General features: G+C 66.7%; 12 protein-coding genes and 1 riboswitch. Of the genes, 3 read left to right on the top strand and 9 right to left on the bottom strand.

Translation table 11 applies throughout. The features are described from left to right. Positions 1-41: 41 nt before the first annotated feature. Complete coding sequence (locus tag CA234_RS03475; protein ID WP_126000884.1) at positions 42-1,424, bottom strand: PLP-dependent aminotransferase family protein; 1,383 nt, start codon at positions 1,422-1,424, stop codon at positions 42-44. Positions 1,425-1,559: 135 nt separating this feature from the next. Then, a complete protein-coding gene (locus CA234_RS03470; RefSeq protein ID WP_126000883.1) occupies positions 1,560-1,988 on the bottom strand; it encodes a DUF983 domain-containing protein in 429 nt (142 codons plus the stop codon). Between the two features lie 591 nt (positions 1,989-2,579). Between CA234_RS03470 and CA234_RS24230 the strand changes: the two genes are divergently transcribed. Further along, complete coding sequence (locus CA234_RS24230) at positions 2,580-2,729, top strand: hypothetical protein (RefSeq protein ID WP_164521698.1); 150 nt, start codon at positions 2,580-2,582, stop codon at positions 2,727-2,729. A gap of 135 nt (positions 2,730-2,864) precedes the next feature. Here the strand turns inward: CA234_RS24230 and glmS are convergent, their stop codons facing one another. From glmS to glmU, 3 genes are all read right to left on the bottom strand, one after another. Next, on the bottom strand, positions 2,865-4,688 hold the full coding sequence (gene glmS / locus CA234_RS03465) for a glutamine--fructose-6-phosphate transaminase (isomerizing) (RefSeq protein ID WP_126000882.1): 1,824 nt from the start codon (positions 4,686-4,688) through the stop codon (positions 2,865-2,867). Between the two features lie 105 nt (positions 4,689-4,793). Next, positions 4,794-5,105: a hypothetical protein gene (locus CA234_RS03460; RefSeq protein ID WP_125972598.1), complete on the bottom strand. Its 312-nt coding sequence runs from the start codon at positions 5,103-5,105 to the stop codon at positions 4,794-4,796. Then, positions 5,102-6,454 carry a bifunctional UDP-N-acetylglucosamine diphosphorylase/glucosamine-1-phosphate N-acetyltransferase GlmU gene (gene glmU, locus CA234_RS03455; protein WP_126000881.1) on the bottom strand — a complete coding sequence of 451 codons (1,353 nt, stop codon included), beginning with the start codon at positions 6,452-6,454 and terminating at the stop codon, positions 5,102-5,104. The genes CA234_RS03460 and glmU overlap by 4 nt, the downstream gene beginning before the upstream one ends. An 85-nt stretch (positions 6,455-6,539) precedes the next feature. On the opposite strand from glmU, the gene CA234_RS03450 reads away from it, so the two are divergent. After that, positions 6,540-7,217 (top strand): HAD-IA family hydrolase, encoded by a 678-nt coding sequence (locus tag CA234_RS03450; RefSeq protein ID WP_126000880.1) that lies wholly within the window; start codon positions 6,540-6,542, stop codon positions 7,215-7,217. A 28-nt stretch (positions 7,218-7,245) separates the two neighbouring features. Next, positions 7,246-7,335, top strand: a riboswitch (glycine riboswitch). Positions 7,336-7,437: 102 nt separating this feature from the next. Continuing rightward, complete coding sequence (locus CA234_RS03445; RefSeq protein WP_126000879.1) at positions 7,438-8,823, top strand: L-serine ammonia-lyase; 1,386 nt, start codon at positions 7,438-7,440, stop codon at positions 8,821-8,823. Positions 8,824-8,829: 6 nt separating this feature from the next. On the opposite strand, the gene CA234_RS03440 is transcribed toward CA234_RS03445, so the two are convergent. From CA234_RS03440 to CA234_RS03425, 4 genes are all read right to left on the bottom strand, one after another. After that, positions 8,830-10,140, bottom strand: coding sequence for a dienelactone hydrolase (locus CA234_RS03440; RefSeq protein ID WP_126000878.1), 1,311 nt, complete (start codon positions 10,138-10,140; stop codon positions 8,830-8,832). A gap of 59 nt (positions 10,141-10,199) precedes the next feature. Further along, a complete protein-coding gene (locus tag CA234_RS03435; RefSeq protein ID WP_126000877.1) occupies positions 10,200-12,482 on the bottom strand; it encodes a TonB-dependent receptor in 2,283 nt (760 codons plus the stop codon). Positions 12,483-12,734: 252 nt separating this feature from the next. Next, on the bottom strand, positions 12,735-15,047 hold the full coding sequence (locus CA234_RS03430; protein WP_126000876.1) for a TonB-dependent receptor: 2,313 nt from the start codon (positions 15,045-15,047) through the stop codon (positions 12,735-12,737). A 263-nt stretch (positions 15,048-15,310) separates the two neighbouring features. After that, positions 15,311-17,605 carry a TonB-dependent receptor gene (locus CA234_RS03425; protein ID WP_241213221.1) on the bottom strand — a complete coding sequence of 765 codons (2,295 nt, stop codon included), beginning with the start codon at positions 17,603-17,605 and terminating at the stop codon, positions 15,311-15,313. Positions 17,606-17,715 lie beyond the last annotated feature (110 nt).

Here is a 17,715-nt window from a genome sequence, read left to right as displayed (position 1 = left end):
ATCTTCGGTCTAGGGCCCCTCTACCTTGGGGTTGGCAGCGCTTAGACGAGCGCGATTTTGCGGGTCGCCTCGGGGGTGGTCAGCGCGTCGACCAACCGCAGCGCACGCTCGACACGCTCGCGCGGCGTCGATCCTCCGATCGAAACGCGCAACGCGGGCGGCGCCGTCCCGGGATCCACCGCAAACACATCGCCGCCGACCACGCCCAGCCCCTGCGGCCGCAGCGCGTTGACAATTTCGGCCGCATTCGCCCCTGCCGGGAGCGGCATCCACAGATGATAGCCTTCTTCCTGCGCGTGGAAGCTGCCGGGACGCAGCACCGCGCGGGCGATCGCCTGCCGCGCGCGTGCTTCTTCGCGCACCGCGGCACGCAGCGCATCGAAGCTGCCGCCGTGCAGCCAGTCGGCGACCACCGCGACGTTGAGCGGCGGCGCCATCACCGCGGTTTCGTGCAGATCGGCCGCGAGCCGCCACGCCGCCGCGACGTCGGGCGCGGCGATCCAGGCGACGCGGAGGCCGGGCGACAGGATCTTCGAAACGCTGGCGATGTGCCAGCAGCGTTCCGGCACCAGCGCGGCGAGCGGCGGCAAGGGCGCCTCGGGGAGCAGCCCATAGGCATCGTCCTCGATCAGCTTCAGCCCGTGGCGGCGCACCACTGCCGCCAGCGCCGTGCGCCGCGCCGGGCCCATCGTCGCGGTAGTCGGATTGTCGTTGGTGGGAACGACATAGGCCGCCGCAACCCCGTCCGCACAGGCGTCCGCCAGCGCCTCGGGCATCATGCCCTCGCCGTCGCTCGCGATCACCCGCAGCGTCAGGCCATAGCGCCGCGCGACCGCGAGCAGCCCGGGATAGGCGAACGCGCCCACCGCCAGCACGTCGCCGGGGCGCAGCTCGGTGCTGATCACCGCATGCAGCGCGTGCTGCCCGCCGGCGCTGACCAGCACGGTATCGTCCTGGGCCGGGATGCCGCGGCCCTGCAGCAGGGCGGCGCCCGCCGCACGCGCCAGCGGCATGCCGCCGCGTGGCTGATAGTGGAACGGCGCTGGCCCGTCCGCCCGGCCGAGCAGGTTCGCCGCCGAGGCGGCGAACGCCTTTTCCAGCTGCCGGTCCGCGGCTTCGGGGGGCGCGTTCATCCCGGCATCGGCCGGCTCGGTATAGGGAATGCCGCTGGGCTCGACGGCCTTGCTGCGCACGAAGCTGCCGCGGCGGCCATCGCCTTCGATCAGCCCCAGCCGCTGCGCCTCGCCATAGGCGCGGGTGACGGTGGTCAGGTCCACGCCCAGCGCCTCGGCCAGCATCCGCTGCGGCGGCAGCCGGTCGCCGGGCTGCAGCGCGCCTGCCTCGATGTCGCGCGCGATCGCATCAGCGATGGCGAGGTACTTCGGACCCAGGGTTCCGGCGATGTCGGGTTTCCAGCTTTGCATGGTTCGAGGCCTAGCCGATCGCATCTAAATTTACAGACGTTCCGCGCATGGTCCCGCCCTCAATCCCGGTGCTGGGCGAAGCCGTCGCGGCCGCGCGCGCCGCTTCGCGCCGGGCAACAGGCGACGCGATGGCGATCATCCCTCGAACGGATCGCTGCCGGCGGCGCGGCCGTCGAGCCGGTTCCACAGCCGCTCGGTCCCCGCCTCGCGGGCGCGGTTCACATATTGCGAGGCGACCAGCCAGCCCTTGATCGGCCGCAGCGGCAACAGGCTGCCCAGCGCCATCAGCGGCAGCGAGGTGAACAGATGCACCCACAAGGGCGGATCGAAGGCCACCTGCACCCACACCACCACGAAGGTGAGCGGGAAAACGACGATGCACAGCGAGAAGAAGGCGGGGCCGTCGTCCGGCGCGGCGAAGCGATAGTCCAGGCCGCATGCATCGCATTTGTCGACCACCTTCAGCCAGGAGCGGAACATGCGCCCCTTTCCGCAGCGCGGGCACAGCCCCTTCCACCCGCATTTCAGGATCCAGGGAAACGCTGCCTTGGTCGATACCGTCATGACCCAACTCCTGAGTCGCACCATCCAGCTGCCACATAGTCACTACATAACCCATACACAATTTCCATGAACGGAATTTTGCCTGCTTAATGTATGCAGAACGTCTCCTCAGCGCCGGCGGCCGCCCGCGCGGGATCCGATCGACTGCAACGCCATCGCGCCTCGTTCGCGGAGGGCATCGCGCATCATCCGGGACGCGAGGTGGTATCCGGCGTCGGAAAGAGGCAGGTGGAGAAGATCGCCTGTTCGGAAGCCCTGCCCGGTCGACTGCGTCGACGCGGCGCATTCCCGCATGAGGGATAGGATCGCCTCGCCGGAAGATGGGTTGGCAGATACTCCCGTATACTGACGTCGCCGCAGGCCGTTCGGTACACCAAAAGGGTCGGGCGGCATTGCCCCCCTGCCCCTCGCCGCCCGACAACCTTCCCCGATCAGCATGGAGGATTCCACCTCCACCGTACCGGTCGCTGCCCCGTCCCCAGCCGCGCGGCCAGCGAACCTAAACGCACGTATGCGGGCGCCATGCCCCGCATAGGATGGAGCGGCCGCGCGGATCGGTGCTTATGGCTGCAACACTTCAGGAGACCGAAGATGCGCGTGAACTATGCCCGCAATGCCGGCCGCCCCTGGGCGGTACGCATTCTGCTCGACAATTCCCAGCCGCGCAGCCCGCGCCGCGCCCAGGCGATGCCGTTCGACGAGACTCCCGCCCACCGTACCGCTGCGCCTACCGGCATGTGACGGCGCCTCGGCCGCCCGCCACGACGATGTACCTCCGGCAGCATCTGCCGAACGTGCAGCCAGGCCTGTTCCTGCACGAATGAGGCGAAGCTGCGGATAGCGTGGCCGCGAGTACACCCCGGCCACGCCAGCCCGTCACTCGACGGTGACGGACTTGGCCAGGTTGCGCGGCTGGTCGACATCGGTGCCCTTGGCGACGGCAACGTGATAGGCGAGCAACTGCACCGGCACCGCATAGACCAGCGGCGCGATCAGCGGGTGGACCTTGGGCATGGTGATGGTGGCGATGCAGCCGTCCCCCGCGGCCTGGATGCCGTCATAGTCCGAGATCAGCACCACCTTGCCGCCACGTGCCTGCACTTCCTGCATGTTGCTGACGGTCTTGTCGAAGAGCGGGCCCGAAGGCGCGATCACGATCACCGGCACGGCATCGTCGATCAGCGCGATCGGCCCGTGTTTCATCTCGCCGGCGGCATAGCCCTCGGCATGGATATAGCTGATTTCCTTGAGCTTCAGCGCGCCTTCCAGCGCCAGCGGATAATCGGTGCCGCGACCGAGATACAGCACGTCGCGCGCCGCCGCGATCACCCCGGCCATCGTCTGAATCGATTCGTCATAGGCCAGCGCGGCGTTGAGCGAAGCCGGCGCTTCGGCCAGATGGCGGACGATGCGGCGTTCCTCGGCTTCGTCCAGCTTGCCCTTGGCCTTGGCGAGATTGGCCGCCAGCGCGGCCAGCACCGCCAGCTGGCAGCTGAACGCCTTGGTCGAGGCCACGCCGATCTCCGGCCCGGCATGGGTCGGCAGCAGCAGGTCCGCCTCGCGCGCCATGGTGCTGGTCGGCACATTGACCACCGCGGCGATCGTCTGCCCCTCGCTGCGGGCGTGGCGGAGCGCAGCAAGCGTGTCCGCGGTTTCGCCCGACTGGCTGATCACGATCATCAGCCCGCCGTCTTCCATGACCGGCGCACGGTAGCGGAATTCGGAGGCGACATCGATGTCCACCGGCACGCGGGCGAACTGCTCGAACCAGTATTTCGCCACCATGCCGGCATAATAACTGGTGCCGCAGGCGACGATGGTGACGCGCTTGATCGCCGAGAGATCGAACTCCGGAATCGGCAGCGTCACCTTCTCCTCCATGCGCTGGAGATAGGCGCGCAGCGTCTGCGCGACGACGATCGGCTGCTCGTAGATCTCCTTCAGCATGTAATGCCGATGGTTTCCCTTGGAGATGAGCTCGCCGGTCACGCCCGAGATGGTGATCGGCCGCTCGACCGGATTATTGTCCTTGTCGAAGATCTCGGCGCCGTCCTTGGTGATGACGACCCAGTCGCCCTCCTCCAGATAGGCGATGCGCTGGGTGAGCGGCGCCAGCGCCAGCGCGTCCGAGCCGAGATAGGTCTCGCCCTCGCCATAGCCGACAACCAAAGGCGAGCCGAGCCGCGCGCCGATCAGGAGATCGGGATGCTGGCGGAACAGGATGGCAAGCGCGAAGGCACCGTGGAGGCGCGGCAGCACTTCGCGCACCGCCTCGGCCGGGGCCATGCCCGCCTCGACCTTCTCGCTCACCAGATGGGCGACGACTTCGGTGTCGGTCTCGCTGGTGAAGGTGCGGCCGCGCGCGGTGAGTTCCTCGCGCAGCGCCTTGAAATTCTCGATGATGCCGTTGTGGACGAGGGCCACTTCGCCGGTCGCGTGCGGGTGCGCATTGTTGGTCGTCGGGCCGCCATGCGTCGCCCAGCGGGTGTGCGCGATACCCGTGGTGCCGGGCAGCGGGTGGGCGGCGAGTTCCTTGCCCAGATTGACCAGCTTGCCCGAGGCGCGGCGGCGCTCGATCGTGCCGTCTACGTCCGTGGCGATGCCGGCCGAGTCATAACCGCGATACTCGAGGCGCTTGAGGCCTTCGAACAGACGTTCTGCGACGTCTTCCTTGCCCACGATTCCAACGATTCCGCACATCGCATCCGTCCTCCTGCCCCAGCCCTAGCGCGGGTGGGCGGCCGCCGCTAGCGGGGGCATACTGACGGATGGCTGAATGGGTCCGCCTACTAAGCGCCCTGTCCCTCAGTGCGGAAAGTTGGTGTCGTTGAAAATCCGGGTAAACTCGGCCGGATCGGGCTCATGCCCCTGTTCCTCGCGGAAACGCACGGCGCCCTTTTCCCAGACTTCGCGGATCGCCCCGGCGATCCCCTCGGGGAACTGCATCCGCTCGACGACGATGCCCCGCCAATCGCTCTCCCCGCCGAAGGCTTCGCGCAGCGCCGGCTCGGCGGCGGTGAGTTGGGCGTCGCTCTTCTCGTCGAGATGGCCGATCGCGTCGAGCACATAGGCGTCGAGCAGCTTGAGGAACGGCTTGTCGGTATAGCGGTCGGTCATTTCGCGGCCTTTCGTGCCTTCATTATCGCACGGAAGGTCGTGGCCCAGCCCTGCTTCGTCAATGTTTCCGGGCGGGTAACCGCCAGCGCATCGGCCTCGACATCGCGGGTGATCACCGATCCCGCGCCGATGATCGCGCCGTCGCCGATCGCCACCGGGGCCACCAGCGCGCTGTTCGATCCGATGAAGGCGCCCGCCCCGATCACCGTCTTCTGCTTTAGGAAGCCGTTGTAATTGCAAGTGATCGTGCCCGCGCCGATGTTCGCCCCGGCGCCGACGCTGGCATCGCCCAGATAGGTCAGGTGGTTGGCCTTGGCGCCCTTGCCGAGCACCGCGTTCTTCAGTTCGACGAAATTGCCAACATGGGAGTCCGTCTCCAGCACCGCACCGGGGCGCAGCCGGGCATAGGGACCAACGATCGCGCCGCTGGCGATCGTTGCGCCCTCGATGTGGCTGAACGCGCGCAGCACGACCCCGTCGGCCACGGTGACGCCGGGGCCGAACACCACGTTGGGCTCGATCGTCACGTCGCGGCCGATCTGCGTGTCGTAGGCGAACCACACCGTCTCCGGCGCGATCAGCGTCGCGCCCTCCGCCATGGCACGGGCGCGGCGAGCCTGCTGCCACGCCCCCTCCACCGCCGCCAGTTCGCCCCGGCTGTTGACGCCGGTGACTTCGGCGACCCCCGTCTCGATCACCGCCGCGACCCGGCCGTCGTCATTGGCGATCTCGACGATGTCGGTCAGGTAATATTCGCTGGCGGCGTTGTCGTTCTTCAGCCGGTCGAGCAGCACGAACAGATCGGCGCCCCGCACCGCCATCAGCCCCGAATTGCACAGGGTGACGGCGCGCTCCTCCGGCGAAGCGTCCTTGTACTCGACGATCTTCGACAGGCGATCGCCGCCCTCGATGATCAGCCGGCCATAGGCGCCGGGATCGGCCGGGCGGAAGCCGAGCACCACGACGGCGGGCTGGTCCGCGCCATGCAGCCGCTCGACCATCCGCCGCATCGTCGCGGTGGTGACGAGGGGCACGTCGCCATAGAGGATCAGCACGTCGCCGTCGAAGCCCGCCAGCGCGTCCTTGGCCTGGAGCACGGCGTGCCCGGTGCCGAGCTGCTCGGCCTGATGCGCCGTCTCCGCGCCCAGTGGGGTGACGGCAACCTCCACCTGCTCGCGCCCGGCGCCGACCACCACGACCTCGCGCGCGGCGCCCAGCGCCTTCACGCTGTCGATCAGGTGGAGCAGCATCGGCCGTCCGGCAATCGGGTGCAGCACCTTGTGGGTATCGGATTTCATCCGCGTGCCCTTGCCGGCGGCGAGGATGATCGCGGCGATGGGTGCAGTCACGTGGCCAGTCTCCGGTCGAAATGGGGTGCAACCCCTGCCACGCTGGACATGGCTTTTCCAGCACGATGCTGCCATGCGGCACGCCATGCCCCTGCCCTTCCGGACCATCGGATTCGACCTCGACGGCACGCTGCTCGATACCAGCGGCGACCTTGCCGCGACGCTCAACCGCGTGCTCGCCGAGGACGGCCGGCCGGCCCTGCCGCTCGACCGCATCCTGTCCATGGTCGGCCGCGGCGTGCACAAGCTGCTGGAGCAGGCGGTCGCGGCGACAGGCGGCGGCGATGCGGCGGTGGTGGCACGGGTCTATCCGCGCTTCGTCGCGACCTATGGCGACCATATCGCCGAGCATAGCCGCCTTTATCCCGGCGTGCTCGACGCGCTCGATGCGCTGGCCGCGCAGGGCATCAAGCTGGCGGTGGTCACCAACAAGCTGGAGGCGCTCAGCCTGCCGCTGCTGGAGGCGACCGGCCTGCTCCCGCGCTTCACCACCGTGATCGGCGGCGACACGCTCGGCCCCGGCACCGCCAAGCCTTCGCCCGCGCCGATCCTGGAGATGGTCCGGCGCTGCGGCGACCCGGCGGCGTTCGTCGGCGATTCGATCTACGACGTGCAGGCGGCGCAGGCGGCGAGCGTCCCCGTGATCGCGTGCAGCTTCGGCTTCTCGCAGGTGCCGGTGACCACGCTCGGCGCCGAGGCGGTGATCGATTCCTTCGCCGAACTGCTGCCCGCGCTGGAAGCCCTTCGCCCAATCAGCGTTTGACAGCGCGCGGCCGCACGGCGAAACACACGCTGTCGGAAAGGGAGAGAATCCGGGCAACCGGATCGCCGAAGGAGCAACCGCCCCGGAAACTCTCAGGCAAAAGGACCTTCCGGCCACAACATTCTGGAGAGTGGCGCCGCGCGCGCCCGCCGACGGGATAGCGATCTCAGGCAAACGGACAGAAGGGGCCCGCAACCGAGTGTTTCAGGAGACGGGTTCCGTGGCGACCAAAGGCGTCGGGCCGAATGCAGGGCCGATCAGCATCACCGACGTGTTCACCATCGGCATCGGGCCGTCGAGCTCGCATACCGTGGGGCCGATGCGCGCCGCGCGCGACTTCGCCGCCTGGGTAATCGCCGACGGGCGGAGCGTCACCAAGCTGTGCTGCGAGCTGTTCGGCTCGCTGGCACTGACCGGCAAGGGCCACGCCACCGATCGCGCGGTGGTGCTGGGGCTGGCGGGCGAGCGGCCCGAGGGTGTCGATCCCGATGCGGTGGAGCCGATGCTAGCAGACATCGCTGCGCAGCGCCGGCTGCGGCTTGGCGGCACTGCGCTGGTGCCGTTCGATCCCGAAACCGACATCAAGTTCCGCAAGCGCCAGTTCCTCCCCGGCCATCCCAACGGCATGAAGCTGCGCGCCACGCTGATCGACGGCGCGGTGCTGGAGCGGACATATTATTCGGTCGGCGGCGGCGCGATCCGGCGCGAGGGCGAGGAAGCCGCGGCAGGCCTTTCCGCCGGTACCAACCATCCCTTCGCCAGCGCCCGCGAGATGCTGCAGCGCTGCGACGAGCTCGGGCTCGACATCGCCGGGCTGATGCTCGCCAACGAACGCGGCTGGCGCGACGATGCGGCGACGCTCGCCTTTGTCGACGGCATCCATGATGCGATGAACGCGTGCATGGATCGCGGCATGGCGCAGGACGGCATCCTGCCCGGCGGCCTGGAAGTCCCCCGCCGCGCACGCAAGCTCCACCAGAAGCTGATCGCGCGCGGCCCCCGCGTCGAGCCCGCCTCGGTGCTCGAATGGGTGAGCCTCTGGGCACTCGCGGTGAACGAGGAAAATGCCGCCGGCGGCCGCGTCGTCACCGCTCCCACCAATGGCGCGGCAGGGGTGATCCCGGCGGTGCTGCGCTACTACGAATGCTTCGTCGGCAATGCGACCAAGGACGGGGCGCGCCGCCTGCTGCTCACCGCCGCGGCGATCGGCATCCTCTACAAGCGCCAGGCGTCGATTTCGGCGGCCGAGATGGGATGCCAGGGCGAAGTGGGCGTCGCCTGCTCGATGGCGGCGGCAGGCCTCGCCGCGGCGCTGGGCGGCAGCAACGCGCAGATCGAGAATGCCGCCGAGATCGGCATGGAGCATAATCTCGGCCTCACCTGCGATCCGATCGGCGGGCTGGTGCAGATCCCCTGCATCGAGCGCAACACGATGGGCGCGGTCAAGGCGATCAACGCCGCGATGCTCGCGCTTCACGGCGACGGCACGCACAAGGTCTCGCTCGATGCGGTGATCGAGACGATGCGCCAGACCGGCCTCGACATGCGCTCCAAGTACAAGGAGACGAGCCTGGGCGGCCTGGCGGTCAACGTCGTCGAGTGCTGACCGGGCTCAGGGCTGCGCGGGCTTGAACTCGAAGTTCATCCCCGAGATTCGGCTGGGCTGGAAGCCCTTCCAGATCGTCGAGGCCGGCGCGCCGGGGCTGAACCCGGCGTAGCGGCCGCCGGGCGCGCCTTGCCATTTGCCGTCGTTCGAGTTCGGCACCAAGCCGTCGATGTACGCGGCCTTGGCTTCCTCGCCCTTCACATAGCGATCGAGGAACGCGGTGATGAAGTGCGCCTGCACTGCCATCAGCCGGTCCTTGCGCCACACCGCGTCCTCGAACCAGTCCAGGTCCCAGAAGCTTTCGCGCATCGCCGGGGGCGCGCCGATCAGCGCAATGCTGTGCGCCGCCTCGCGGAAGGTGAGCAGGTAACGCGGGGCATGCACTTCCTGGTCGAACAGCGTGCGCACGCCCGGATCATAGCCGACGACATGGTCCTGGCTGCCGACGATGAACAGCGTCGGCGCACGGATCGCCGCAACGCCCGGTGCGGCCCAGAGCGGCGTGCCGTAGAGGTTGCTGGCGGGCGAGATCGCCACCACCGCCTTGAGATCGGCGACCTTGAGGCGCTCCGCCTTCTCCGCCCCGGCCACATAGGGCGCGAGCACGCCGCGCGTCGCGCCCGCCACCGCCGGATCGAGCGGCGCGCCGGCGGCGGTGAGCACGCCGTAACCGCCCATCGAATAGCCGATCAGCGCGGTGCGCGCGGCATCGGCGGCGGCGAACGCCCCCTGCCCGGCCTGCGCCCGGCGCTGGGCCTCGGCAGCGACGAAGGCGATGTCGAGCGGGCGGCTGGTCAACGGTCCGGCGCGCGCGGCCGGCGTGCGGATGGTGATCGGCGGATCGCGGAAGGCGGGCGCGACCACGACATAGCCCTTGCTTGCGAGGTTCTCGCCGAGCCAGGACAGCACCTCCGGGGTGTTGCTATAGCCATGGGCGAGGATCACCAGCGGGAAGCGCCCCTTGGCGGCCGCCGCGCCCGGCGTGGCGAGCCCCGGCACCTCGAACGGCACGTCGCTGCCCTTCTCGCCCGGCAGCGCGGTCCGATAGCGGGTGCCCGCGCCTTTTGCCGCGGCCGGATACCAGAGCTTGATCGGGATGTGCCGGTCGACGATCGCGGGCTTGTCGGCGCCCTGTAGCGGATCGGCCCGGCCCGCTTCCACGAACTCGAGATCGGCCACCCCGACGCCGTAGCTGCCGAGCGCCGCCAGCTCCGGCGCGTCGACGCTGGGCCGTGCCGGTGCCTGCTGCGCGTGGCCCTGAAACGCAAAAATCGCGGCTGCGCATGCTGCGGCCGCGATTCCAATTCTGCCGATCATTCGGTCCCCTCTCCTGATGGAGAGGGCGGAGGCATCGCCCCCGCCCTCCCGCGTGTGCATCAGTAATTTACACCGAAGCGCAGGCCTGCATAGCGACGGAAATCGCGCGGCAGGACCGACTGGGTGGCGATCTGCTTGCCGAAATTGCCGCCCGAGTTGACCAGCGCCGGGAAATACTGCTTGTCGAACAGGTTGTTGACGAACAGCGTCGCTTCCCAGCGGCGCTTGTGGTCGCGCACGCCGGCGCTCAGGTTGAAGATGCTGAACGCGGGCTGGAAGGTCTCCGGATCGCGCGCCGCATAATAGACGCTCGACTGATACTGCCAGCTGCCGACGAGCACGCCGTTCAGCTTCTCGGTCAGCGCCGGGCTATAGTCGATCGCCATCGACCCCTTCCATTCGGGCGCCTGGATCGCCCGCGTGCCGGTGAGCACCTGATAGCTAAGCTTGCCCTGCGTGATGCAGCCCTGCGCCGGACCCTGCTGGGTGTAGCACGGCGCCGCCGGGAACGAGAGATAGGTCGCGTCGAGATAGGTGAGGCCGCCGTTGATCGTCAGGTCACGCATCACGCGTGCCGCGGCTTCGAACTCCAGGCCCTTGGTGTTCATCTTGCCGACGTTGGTCAGGCGGAAATTGGAGGTCCCGTCCGCCAGCTGCTCGATCGTCTGTGCCTGCAGGTCGGTATAGTCGGTGCTGAAATAGGTGACGTTAAACGTCACGCGGCGCCCGAAGAACTGCGAGCGGAGGCCGAACTCCCAGTCCTTCGAGGTTTCGGGCCGGATCGGACCGGCGGCGGCGCGGTTCTTGTCGAAGTTGCTGGTCAGATCGTAGGTCTGGCCCTTGTAGCCGGTGGCATAGCTGCCGAACGCGAGGATGTCGCGCGTCGCCTGCCAGTTGAGGCCCAGCCGGTAGGTGGTGGCGTCGTCGCTGGCATGGCCAGCATAGCTGGTCGCCAGGCGCCGGTCGTCGAACGTGTATTCCACGCGCTCGTTCTGCGCGCGGCCGCCGACGGTGGCGGTAAGGTGCTGGATGAACTCCCAGTCGATCTGGCCGAACGCCGCGATCTGGCGCGAGCCCGAGGTGGCGAACCAGTTCTGCGGCGAGGTCACCGGCCCGCGATAGAAGCGGCGCTGGAAGGCGGCATCGGCGTAGTAGACGCCCAGCGCATAGCGGAACGCGTCCTCGCCCGGCGAGAGCAGGCGGATTTCCTGGGTGAACAGGCGCGACTGGAAGCGGCCGTCCTGGATGTTGCGGCCGATCGCGCCCGGGGCGACGGTGTCGTCCTGGTCGATATAGTCGTTCATGTGGAACTTGTCGTACGAGGTCAGGCCCAGCACCTGCATCTTGCCGATATTGATGTCGGTACGCAGGATGCCGCCGCCGCCGGCGAACTTGGTGCCGGCGCGATCATTGTTGGCGATCTTCTGGTTGTCCGGCTCGATCGTGATCCCCGGCAGCACCACGTCGGTGGTCAGGCCCGGAGTGTTGAGGAAGGTCGCCCCCGGGGTGACGCGGATGAACGGGCGGCCGAAATCGGTCTTGCCGTCGACATAGTTGCCGGAGAGCGTGAAGATCACGTCCGGCGTCGCCTTCCACTTCAGCTTGGCGCGGGTGTTCAGCGTCTCGCGGCCGTTGACGCGCTTGTTGTTGAACACGTTGAGGACGTTGCCGTCCCAGTTCGAATAGCTCGCCGAGACGACATAGCCGAGATTGTCGTTGATCGGCCCGGTGACGCTGAAATTGCCGCCATATTCGCGGTCGTCGGTCGCCAGCACATTGGCCTTCACATGGAAGTCCTTGGTCGGCTGAACCGTCATGATCTTGATCAGGCCGGCCGAGGCCGCCTTGCCGTACAGCGTGCTCTGCGGCCCGCGCAGCACTTCGATCATCGCCACGTCGGGCAGGTCGGAGAAGGCACGCGCCTGGAAGGCGAGCGGCACGCCGTCGACGGTCACCGCCACCGAGGATTCGACGCCGATCGCATAGGCAAAGGTGCCGATGCCGCGCAGCGAGACGTTGGCGTTGACCGGGTTTTCCGAGGGGCGGATCACCAGCGAGGGCGAGACCTTGCCGAGATCCTGGAAGTGGCGGACGCCCTGCGCCTCGAGATCGGCGGGCGTCACCACCTGCACCGCGAGGGGGACGTTCTGGATGTTCTCGAAGCGCTTCTGCGCGGTGGTGGTGACGATGATCTCGCCATCGTCCTGGCCGGCGGCCGGCGCGGCCTGGGCGGGTGCCCCCGCACCCTTGTCAGCTTCCTCGGGCGTCGCGGCATAGGCGCTGCCGGCGAGGAACGTGGCGGCCAGCGCGACGGCGCGTGCCGAAAATGGGAAACCCCTCATGAAACTTGAACCCCTTGCGTGATGCTATCGTTTGCCTCTCCCAAGCTGGAACGGCCGGCTACGCGGGTGCGCGCGCCGACGCTGATTTTGTGAGAATTATAGGATAAGTGTTGTGGCCTGACCGAAAACGGCCTCGAAATGTTTTTGGCTGGGCCTGTTCCGGACGTTGCGCGCTTGCGCACCGCCCAACGAAAAAGGGGCGGAAGCATCGCCTCCGCCCCTCCCCTGGGTACCGTTCGCTGAGCGAAGGGATCAGTAGTTCAGGCCGAAGCGAATGCCCGCATAGCGGCGGAAATCGCGCGGCAGCACCGCCTGGGTGGCGATGACGTTCGACGAATTCGCCCCGGCGCTCATGAAATTCGACGAGGTATTCACCAGCGACTGGAAATACTGCTTGTCGAACAGGTTGTTGACAAACAGCGTCGCTTCCCACCGGCGCTTGTGATCGCGCACGCCGACGCTGACGTTGAAGATGCTGTAGGTCGGCTGGAAGGTCTCGGGATCGTGCGCGACATAATAGACGCTCGACTGGTACTGCCAGCTGCCCTGGAACACGCCGGTCAGCTTCTCGGTGAGCGCGGGCGCATATTCGATGCTCGCGTTGCTCTTCCATTCCGGCGCCTGGATCGCGCGGGTGCCGGTCAGGTTCTGGAACGCCGGCTTGCCCGGATTACACCCCTGCGCCTGCGTCTGCAGCGGATAGCATTGCGCGGCCGGGAACGAGGTGTAGGTGGCGTCGAGATAGGTCACCGCACCGCTGATCGTCAGATCATGGGTGATGCGCGCGGCGCTTTCGAATTCCAGGCCCTTGGTGTTCATGCCGCCCACATTGGTCAGGCGATAGTTGCTGGCACCATTGACCGTCTCGATCGACTGCGCCTGGAGGTCCTTGTAGTTGGTGTCGAAATAGGTGACGTTGAAGGTCATCCGACGACCGAAGAACTGGGTGCGGACACCGAATTCCTTGTCCTTCGACGTCTCCGGCCGGATCGGGCCGGCATCGGCACGCGCCTGGTTGAAGTTGCTGGTCAGATCGTAGGTCTGGCCCTTGTAGCCGGTGGCGTAGCTGCCGAAGAGCATCACGTCGCGGGTCGCCTGGTACTGCAGGCCCAGGCGATAGGTGGTGGCATTGTCGCTGGCATGGCCTGCCCAGCTGCCGTTCGCATTGTTGTCGCGGAAGGTGTACTTCACTCGCTCGGTCTGCGCGCGACCGCCGACGGTGGCGGTGAGGTTCTTCACGAATTCCCAGTCGATCTGGCCGAACGCGGCGACCTGGCGCGAGCCCGAGGTGGCGTACCAGTTTTGCTGTGCGAACACCGGCCCGCGCATGAACGGACGCTGGAAGCCCGTATTGGCGTAGTAGAGGCCGAGCGCGTAGCGGAACGCGTCGGTGCCCGGCGACAGCAGTCGGATTTCCTGCGTGAACAGCCGCGATTTGAACGCACCGACCTGGATGTTGCGGCCGTAGGGGCCGGGCGCGGCCGTGTCGTCATGGTCGATATAGTCGTCCATGCGGAACTTGTCATAGGAGGTCAGGCCCAGCACCTGCATCTTGCCGACATTGATGTCGGTGCGCAGCATGCTGCCCCAGCCCCAGTACTTGGTGCCGGCGCGGTCGTTGTTGGCGACCTTCTGGTTCAGCGGGCTGATGGTGATGCCCGGCAGCACGACGTCGGCGGTGAGGCCGGCCTGGCCCCGCAGCAGCGCGCCCGGCGCCATGCGGATGAACGGGCGTCCGACCGTGGTGTTGCCATTGAGATAGTTGGCCGAGGCGGTGAAGACGACGTCCGGGCTTGCCTTCCACTTCAGCTTGCCGCGGGTGCTGAGCGTCTCGCGGCCGTTGACGTCCTTGCCGTCGACCACATTGCGCACGTTGCCGCCCCAGTTCGAATAGCTGGCCGAGAAGACATAGCCGAGCGTCTCGTTGATCGGGCCGGTGACACTGAAATTGCCGCCATATTCCTTGTCGTCGGTGGCGAGCAGGTTCGCCTTGACGTGGAAATCGTTGGTCGGCTGGGTGGTCATGATCTTGATCAGGCCGGCCGAGGCGGCCTTGCCGTACAGCGTGCTCTGCGGGCCGCGGAGCACTTCGATCATCGCCACGTCGGGCAGATCGGTGAAGGCGCGCGCCTGGAAGGCGAGCGGCACGCCGTCGACGGTCACTGCGACCGAGGACTCGACACCGATGCCGAACGCGAAGGTGCCGACGCCGCGCAGCGAGACGTTCGCGTTGACCGGGTTTTCGGCGGTGCGGACGGTTAGCGAGGGCGCGACCTTGCCGAGATCCTGGAAGTGGCGAACGCCCTGCGCCTCGAGCTGGGCAGGCGTGACCACCTGCACCGCGAGCGGCACGTTCTGGATGTTCTCGAAGCGCTTCTGCGCGGTGGTGGTGACGACGATCTCGCCATCGCCCTTCGCCGCCGTCGTGGCCTGGGCCGGCGCGGGCGCTGCGGCCGGATCACGATGCTCTTCCCCCGCATGCGCATGCGCATGCGCATGCGCCGCGCTGCCGATGAACGATGCGGCGAGCGCAAGCGTGCACAGCGGAAACTGGTAACCCCTCATCTATCATGCCCCTTGGAAGGTGAACCTCATCCCTCCTCTCCCCACGCCGGTATACTCTCTGGCCACCGGTCGCCCTGTCCTGACAATTGTAGGACCAGCGAGGCAATTCCCAAATTTGGTTGAGAATTATGAGCGGCCTCTGCCACGATAGCGAGAGCAGCGTGACACCAAAGCAACAGAACAGCAAACGTTTGCATCAGCACAAAAAAGAAAGGCGGAAGCATTGCTTCCGCCTTTCAGCTCTGCCCGATCAGCGCGGTCGTTCAGTAGTTCAGACCGAAGCGAACACCGGCATAGCGACGGAAGTCTCGCGGCAGCACGGCCTGGGTCGCCAACTTATTGCCGAAATTGCCGTCGGAGTTGATCAAAGACGGATAATATTGCTTGTCGAACAGGTTGTTAACGAAGAGCACCCCCTCCCAGCGGCGCTTGTGATCGCGCACGCCCAGGTTCAGGTTGAAGATGCTGAACGCGGGCTGGAACGTCTGCGGATCCCGCGAGACGTAATAGAGGCTGGAGGTGTACTGCCAGCTGGCCTGGACCACGCCGTTCAGCTTGTCCGTGATGGCAGGGGCGTAGTCGATATTGGCCGACCCCTTCCACTCGGGAGCCTGTACCGCTCGGGTACCGGTGAGGTTCTGATAGTTCGGCGGCCCCTGGATACAGCCTTGTGCAACGGTCTGGGTCGGGAAACAGGGCGCCGCCGGGAAGGACGTGTACGTCGCATCGAGATAGGTTGCAGAACCGCTCAGCGTCAGGTCCCGCGTCACGCGGGCAGCCGTCTCGAACTCCAGGCCCTTGGTGTTCAGGCCACCCACATTGGTGAGGCGGAAGTTGGAGGTTCCGTTGATCGTCTCGATCGTCTGCGCCTGCAGATCCGTGTAGTTCGTGTCGAAATAGGTGACGTTGAACGTCATCCGGCGATTGAAGAACTGGGTGCGGATGCCGATTTCCTTGTCCTTCGAGGTCTCGGGACGGATCGGGCCGAGATTGGCGCGCGCGGTGTTGAAGCCGGTGGTCAGATCGTAGGTCTGGCCCTTGTAGCCGGTGGCATAGTTGCCGAACACCATGATGTCCGGCGTCGCCTGATAGCTCAGGCCCAGCCGGTAGGTGGTGGCGTTGTCGCTGGCGTGGCCCGCCCAGCTGCCCTTCGCGATATTGTCGCGGAAGGTATATTTGACGCGCTCGTTCTGCGCACGACCGCCGACGGTGGCGGTGAGATGCCTGATGAACTCCCAGTCGATCTGGCCGAATGCGGCAACCTGGCGGGAGCCCGACGTGGCGTACCAGTCAGCCGGAGAGAAGGCCGGACCGCGGAGGAACGGACGCTGGAACGCAACGTCGGCATAATATACGCCGAGGGCATAGCGGAACGCCTCGTCGTCGGGCGAAAGCAGGCGTACTTCCTGCGTGAACAGCCGGGACTTGAACGCGCCGATCTGTAGATTCTTGATCGTCGGCGACGCGGTATCATCATGGTCAAGATAGTCGTCGAGACGGAATTTGTCGTACGAGGTCAGGCCCAGCACGCTGAGCTTGCCGAGTTTGATGTCCGTGCGGAGCATCGAGCCCCAGCCCCAATATTTGGTGCGCGAAGGATAGTCGTTGCTGACCTGCTGATTGAGCGGCCCCGGCGTGACGCCCGGCATGGTCACCGCTGCGGTCTGGCCGGCGGTGTTGCGCAGGAGCGCGCCATCGGCGAGCGCGATGAAGGGGCGGCCCACCGTGGTGTTGCCGTTGAGATAGTTGGCGCTCAGCCGGAACTTGACGTCGGAAGATGCCTCCCAGTTGAGCTTGCCGCGGGCATTCAGCGTCTCGCGGCCATTGACGTCCTTGCCATTATACACGTTGCGGACATTGCCGCCCCAATTGGAATAGCTTGCCGAGACGACATAGCCCAGATCCTCGTTGATCGGGCCCGTGGCGCTGAAGTTGGCGCCATATTCGTCGTCGGTGGTGACGGTCGTATTCACCTTTAGGTGAAAATCCTTGGTCGGCTGGACCGTCATGATCTTGATCAGGCCGGCCGAGGCGGCTTTGCCGTACAGGGTGCTTTGCGGTCCGCGCAGCACTTCGATCTGCGCGACGTCAGGCAAGTCGGTGAAAGCACGCGCCTGGAAGGCCAGCGGGACGCCGTCGACCGTCACGGCGACGCTGGACTCGACGCCGATGCCAAAGGCGAAGGTACCGACGCCACGCAACGACACATTGGCGTTGACGGGATGCTCCGCAGGGCGAATGACGAGGGAGGGCGCAACCTTGGTCAGATCCTGGAAGTTGCGGACGCCCTGCGCCTCGAGCTGCTCCGCCGTCAGAACCTGGACCGGCAGCGGCACGTTCTGGATATTCTCGAAGCGCTTCTGCGCGGTCGTAGTGACGACGATCTCACCATCGTCCTGCGCCATCTTGCCAGCGGACTGCGCGGCGGCGGCGCCTGCGGCAACCGTGGCCGCGGCGGACGTGTCGACGGCCGAGGCCTGGGTCTGCGCGTGTGCGCTGCCCGCCATGCAAGCCGCAACCAGCGCGGCATGCGCGACCGATACCTGGTAACCTCTCATTAATACTCCCCTTGTCCGGCAGGGTTCTACCCGCACTTCTTTTTTAGACAGCCGGACAATAGGTTCCCCGACACTCCGAGAAATATCGGAGAAACACGGTATGCAATCGT

This window comes from Sphingomonas sp. ABOLE (assembly GCF_003950455.1).
In the GTDB taxonomy this organism is placed as follows: Bacteria; Pseudomonadota; Alphaproteobacteria; order Sphingomonadales; family Sphingomonadaceae; genus Sphingomonas; species Sphingomonas trueperi.
This window is presented reverse-complemented; position numbering and strand designations above follow the sequence as displayed.

What these genes read in the sequence shown, in the direction of transcription:
- CA234_RS03475 (WP_126000884.1), bottom strand. Translation starts at nt 1,424, where the DNA reads ATGCAAAGCTGGAAACCCGACATCGCCGGAACCCTGGGTCCGAAGTAC.
- CA234_RS03470 (WP_126000883.1), bottom strand. Translation starts at nt 1,988, where the DNA reads ATGACGGTATCGACCAAGGCAGCGTTTCCCTGGATCCTGAAATGCGGG.
- CA234_RS24230 (WP_164521698.1), top strand. Translation starts at nt 2,580, where the DNA reads ATGCGCGTGAACTATGCCCGCAATGCCGGCCGCCCCTGGGCGGTACGC.
- glmS (WP_126000882.1), bottom strand. Translation starts at nt 4,688, where the DNA reads ATGTGCGGAATCGTTGGAATCGTGGGCAAGGAAGACGTCGCAGAACGT.
- CA234_RS03460 (WP_125972598.1), bottom strand. Translation starts at nt 5,105, where the DNA reads ATGACCGACCGCTATACCGACAAGCCGTTCCTCAAGCTGCTCGACGCC.
- CA234_RS03450 (WP_126000880.1), top strand. Translation starts at nt 6,540, where the DNA reads ATGCCCCTGCCCTTCCGGACCATCGGATTCGACCTCGACGGCACGCTG.
- CA234_RS03440 (WP_126000878.1), bottom strand. Translation starts at nt 10,140, where the DNA reads ATGATCGGCAGAATTGGAATCGCGGCCGCAGCATGCGCAGCCGCGATT.
- CA234_RS03435 (WP_126000877.1), bottom strand. Translation starts at nt 12,482, where the DNA reads ATGAGGGGTTTCCCATTTTCGGCACGCGCCGTCGCGCTGGCCGCCACG.
- CA234_RS03430 (WP_126000876.1), bottom strand. Translation starts at nt 15,047, where the DNA reads ATGAGGGGTTACCAGTTTCCGCTGTGCACGCTTGCGCTCGCCGCATCG.
- CA234_RS03425 (WP_241213221.1), bottom strand. Translation starts at nt 17,605, where the DNA reads ATGAGAGGTTACCAGGTATCGGTCGCGCATGCCGCGCTGGTTGCGGCT.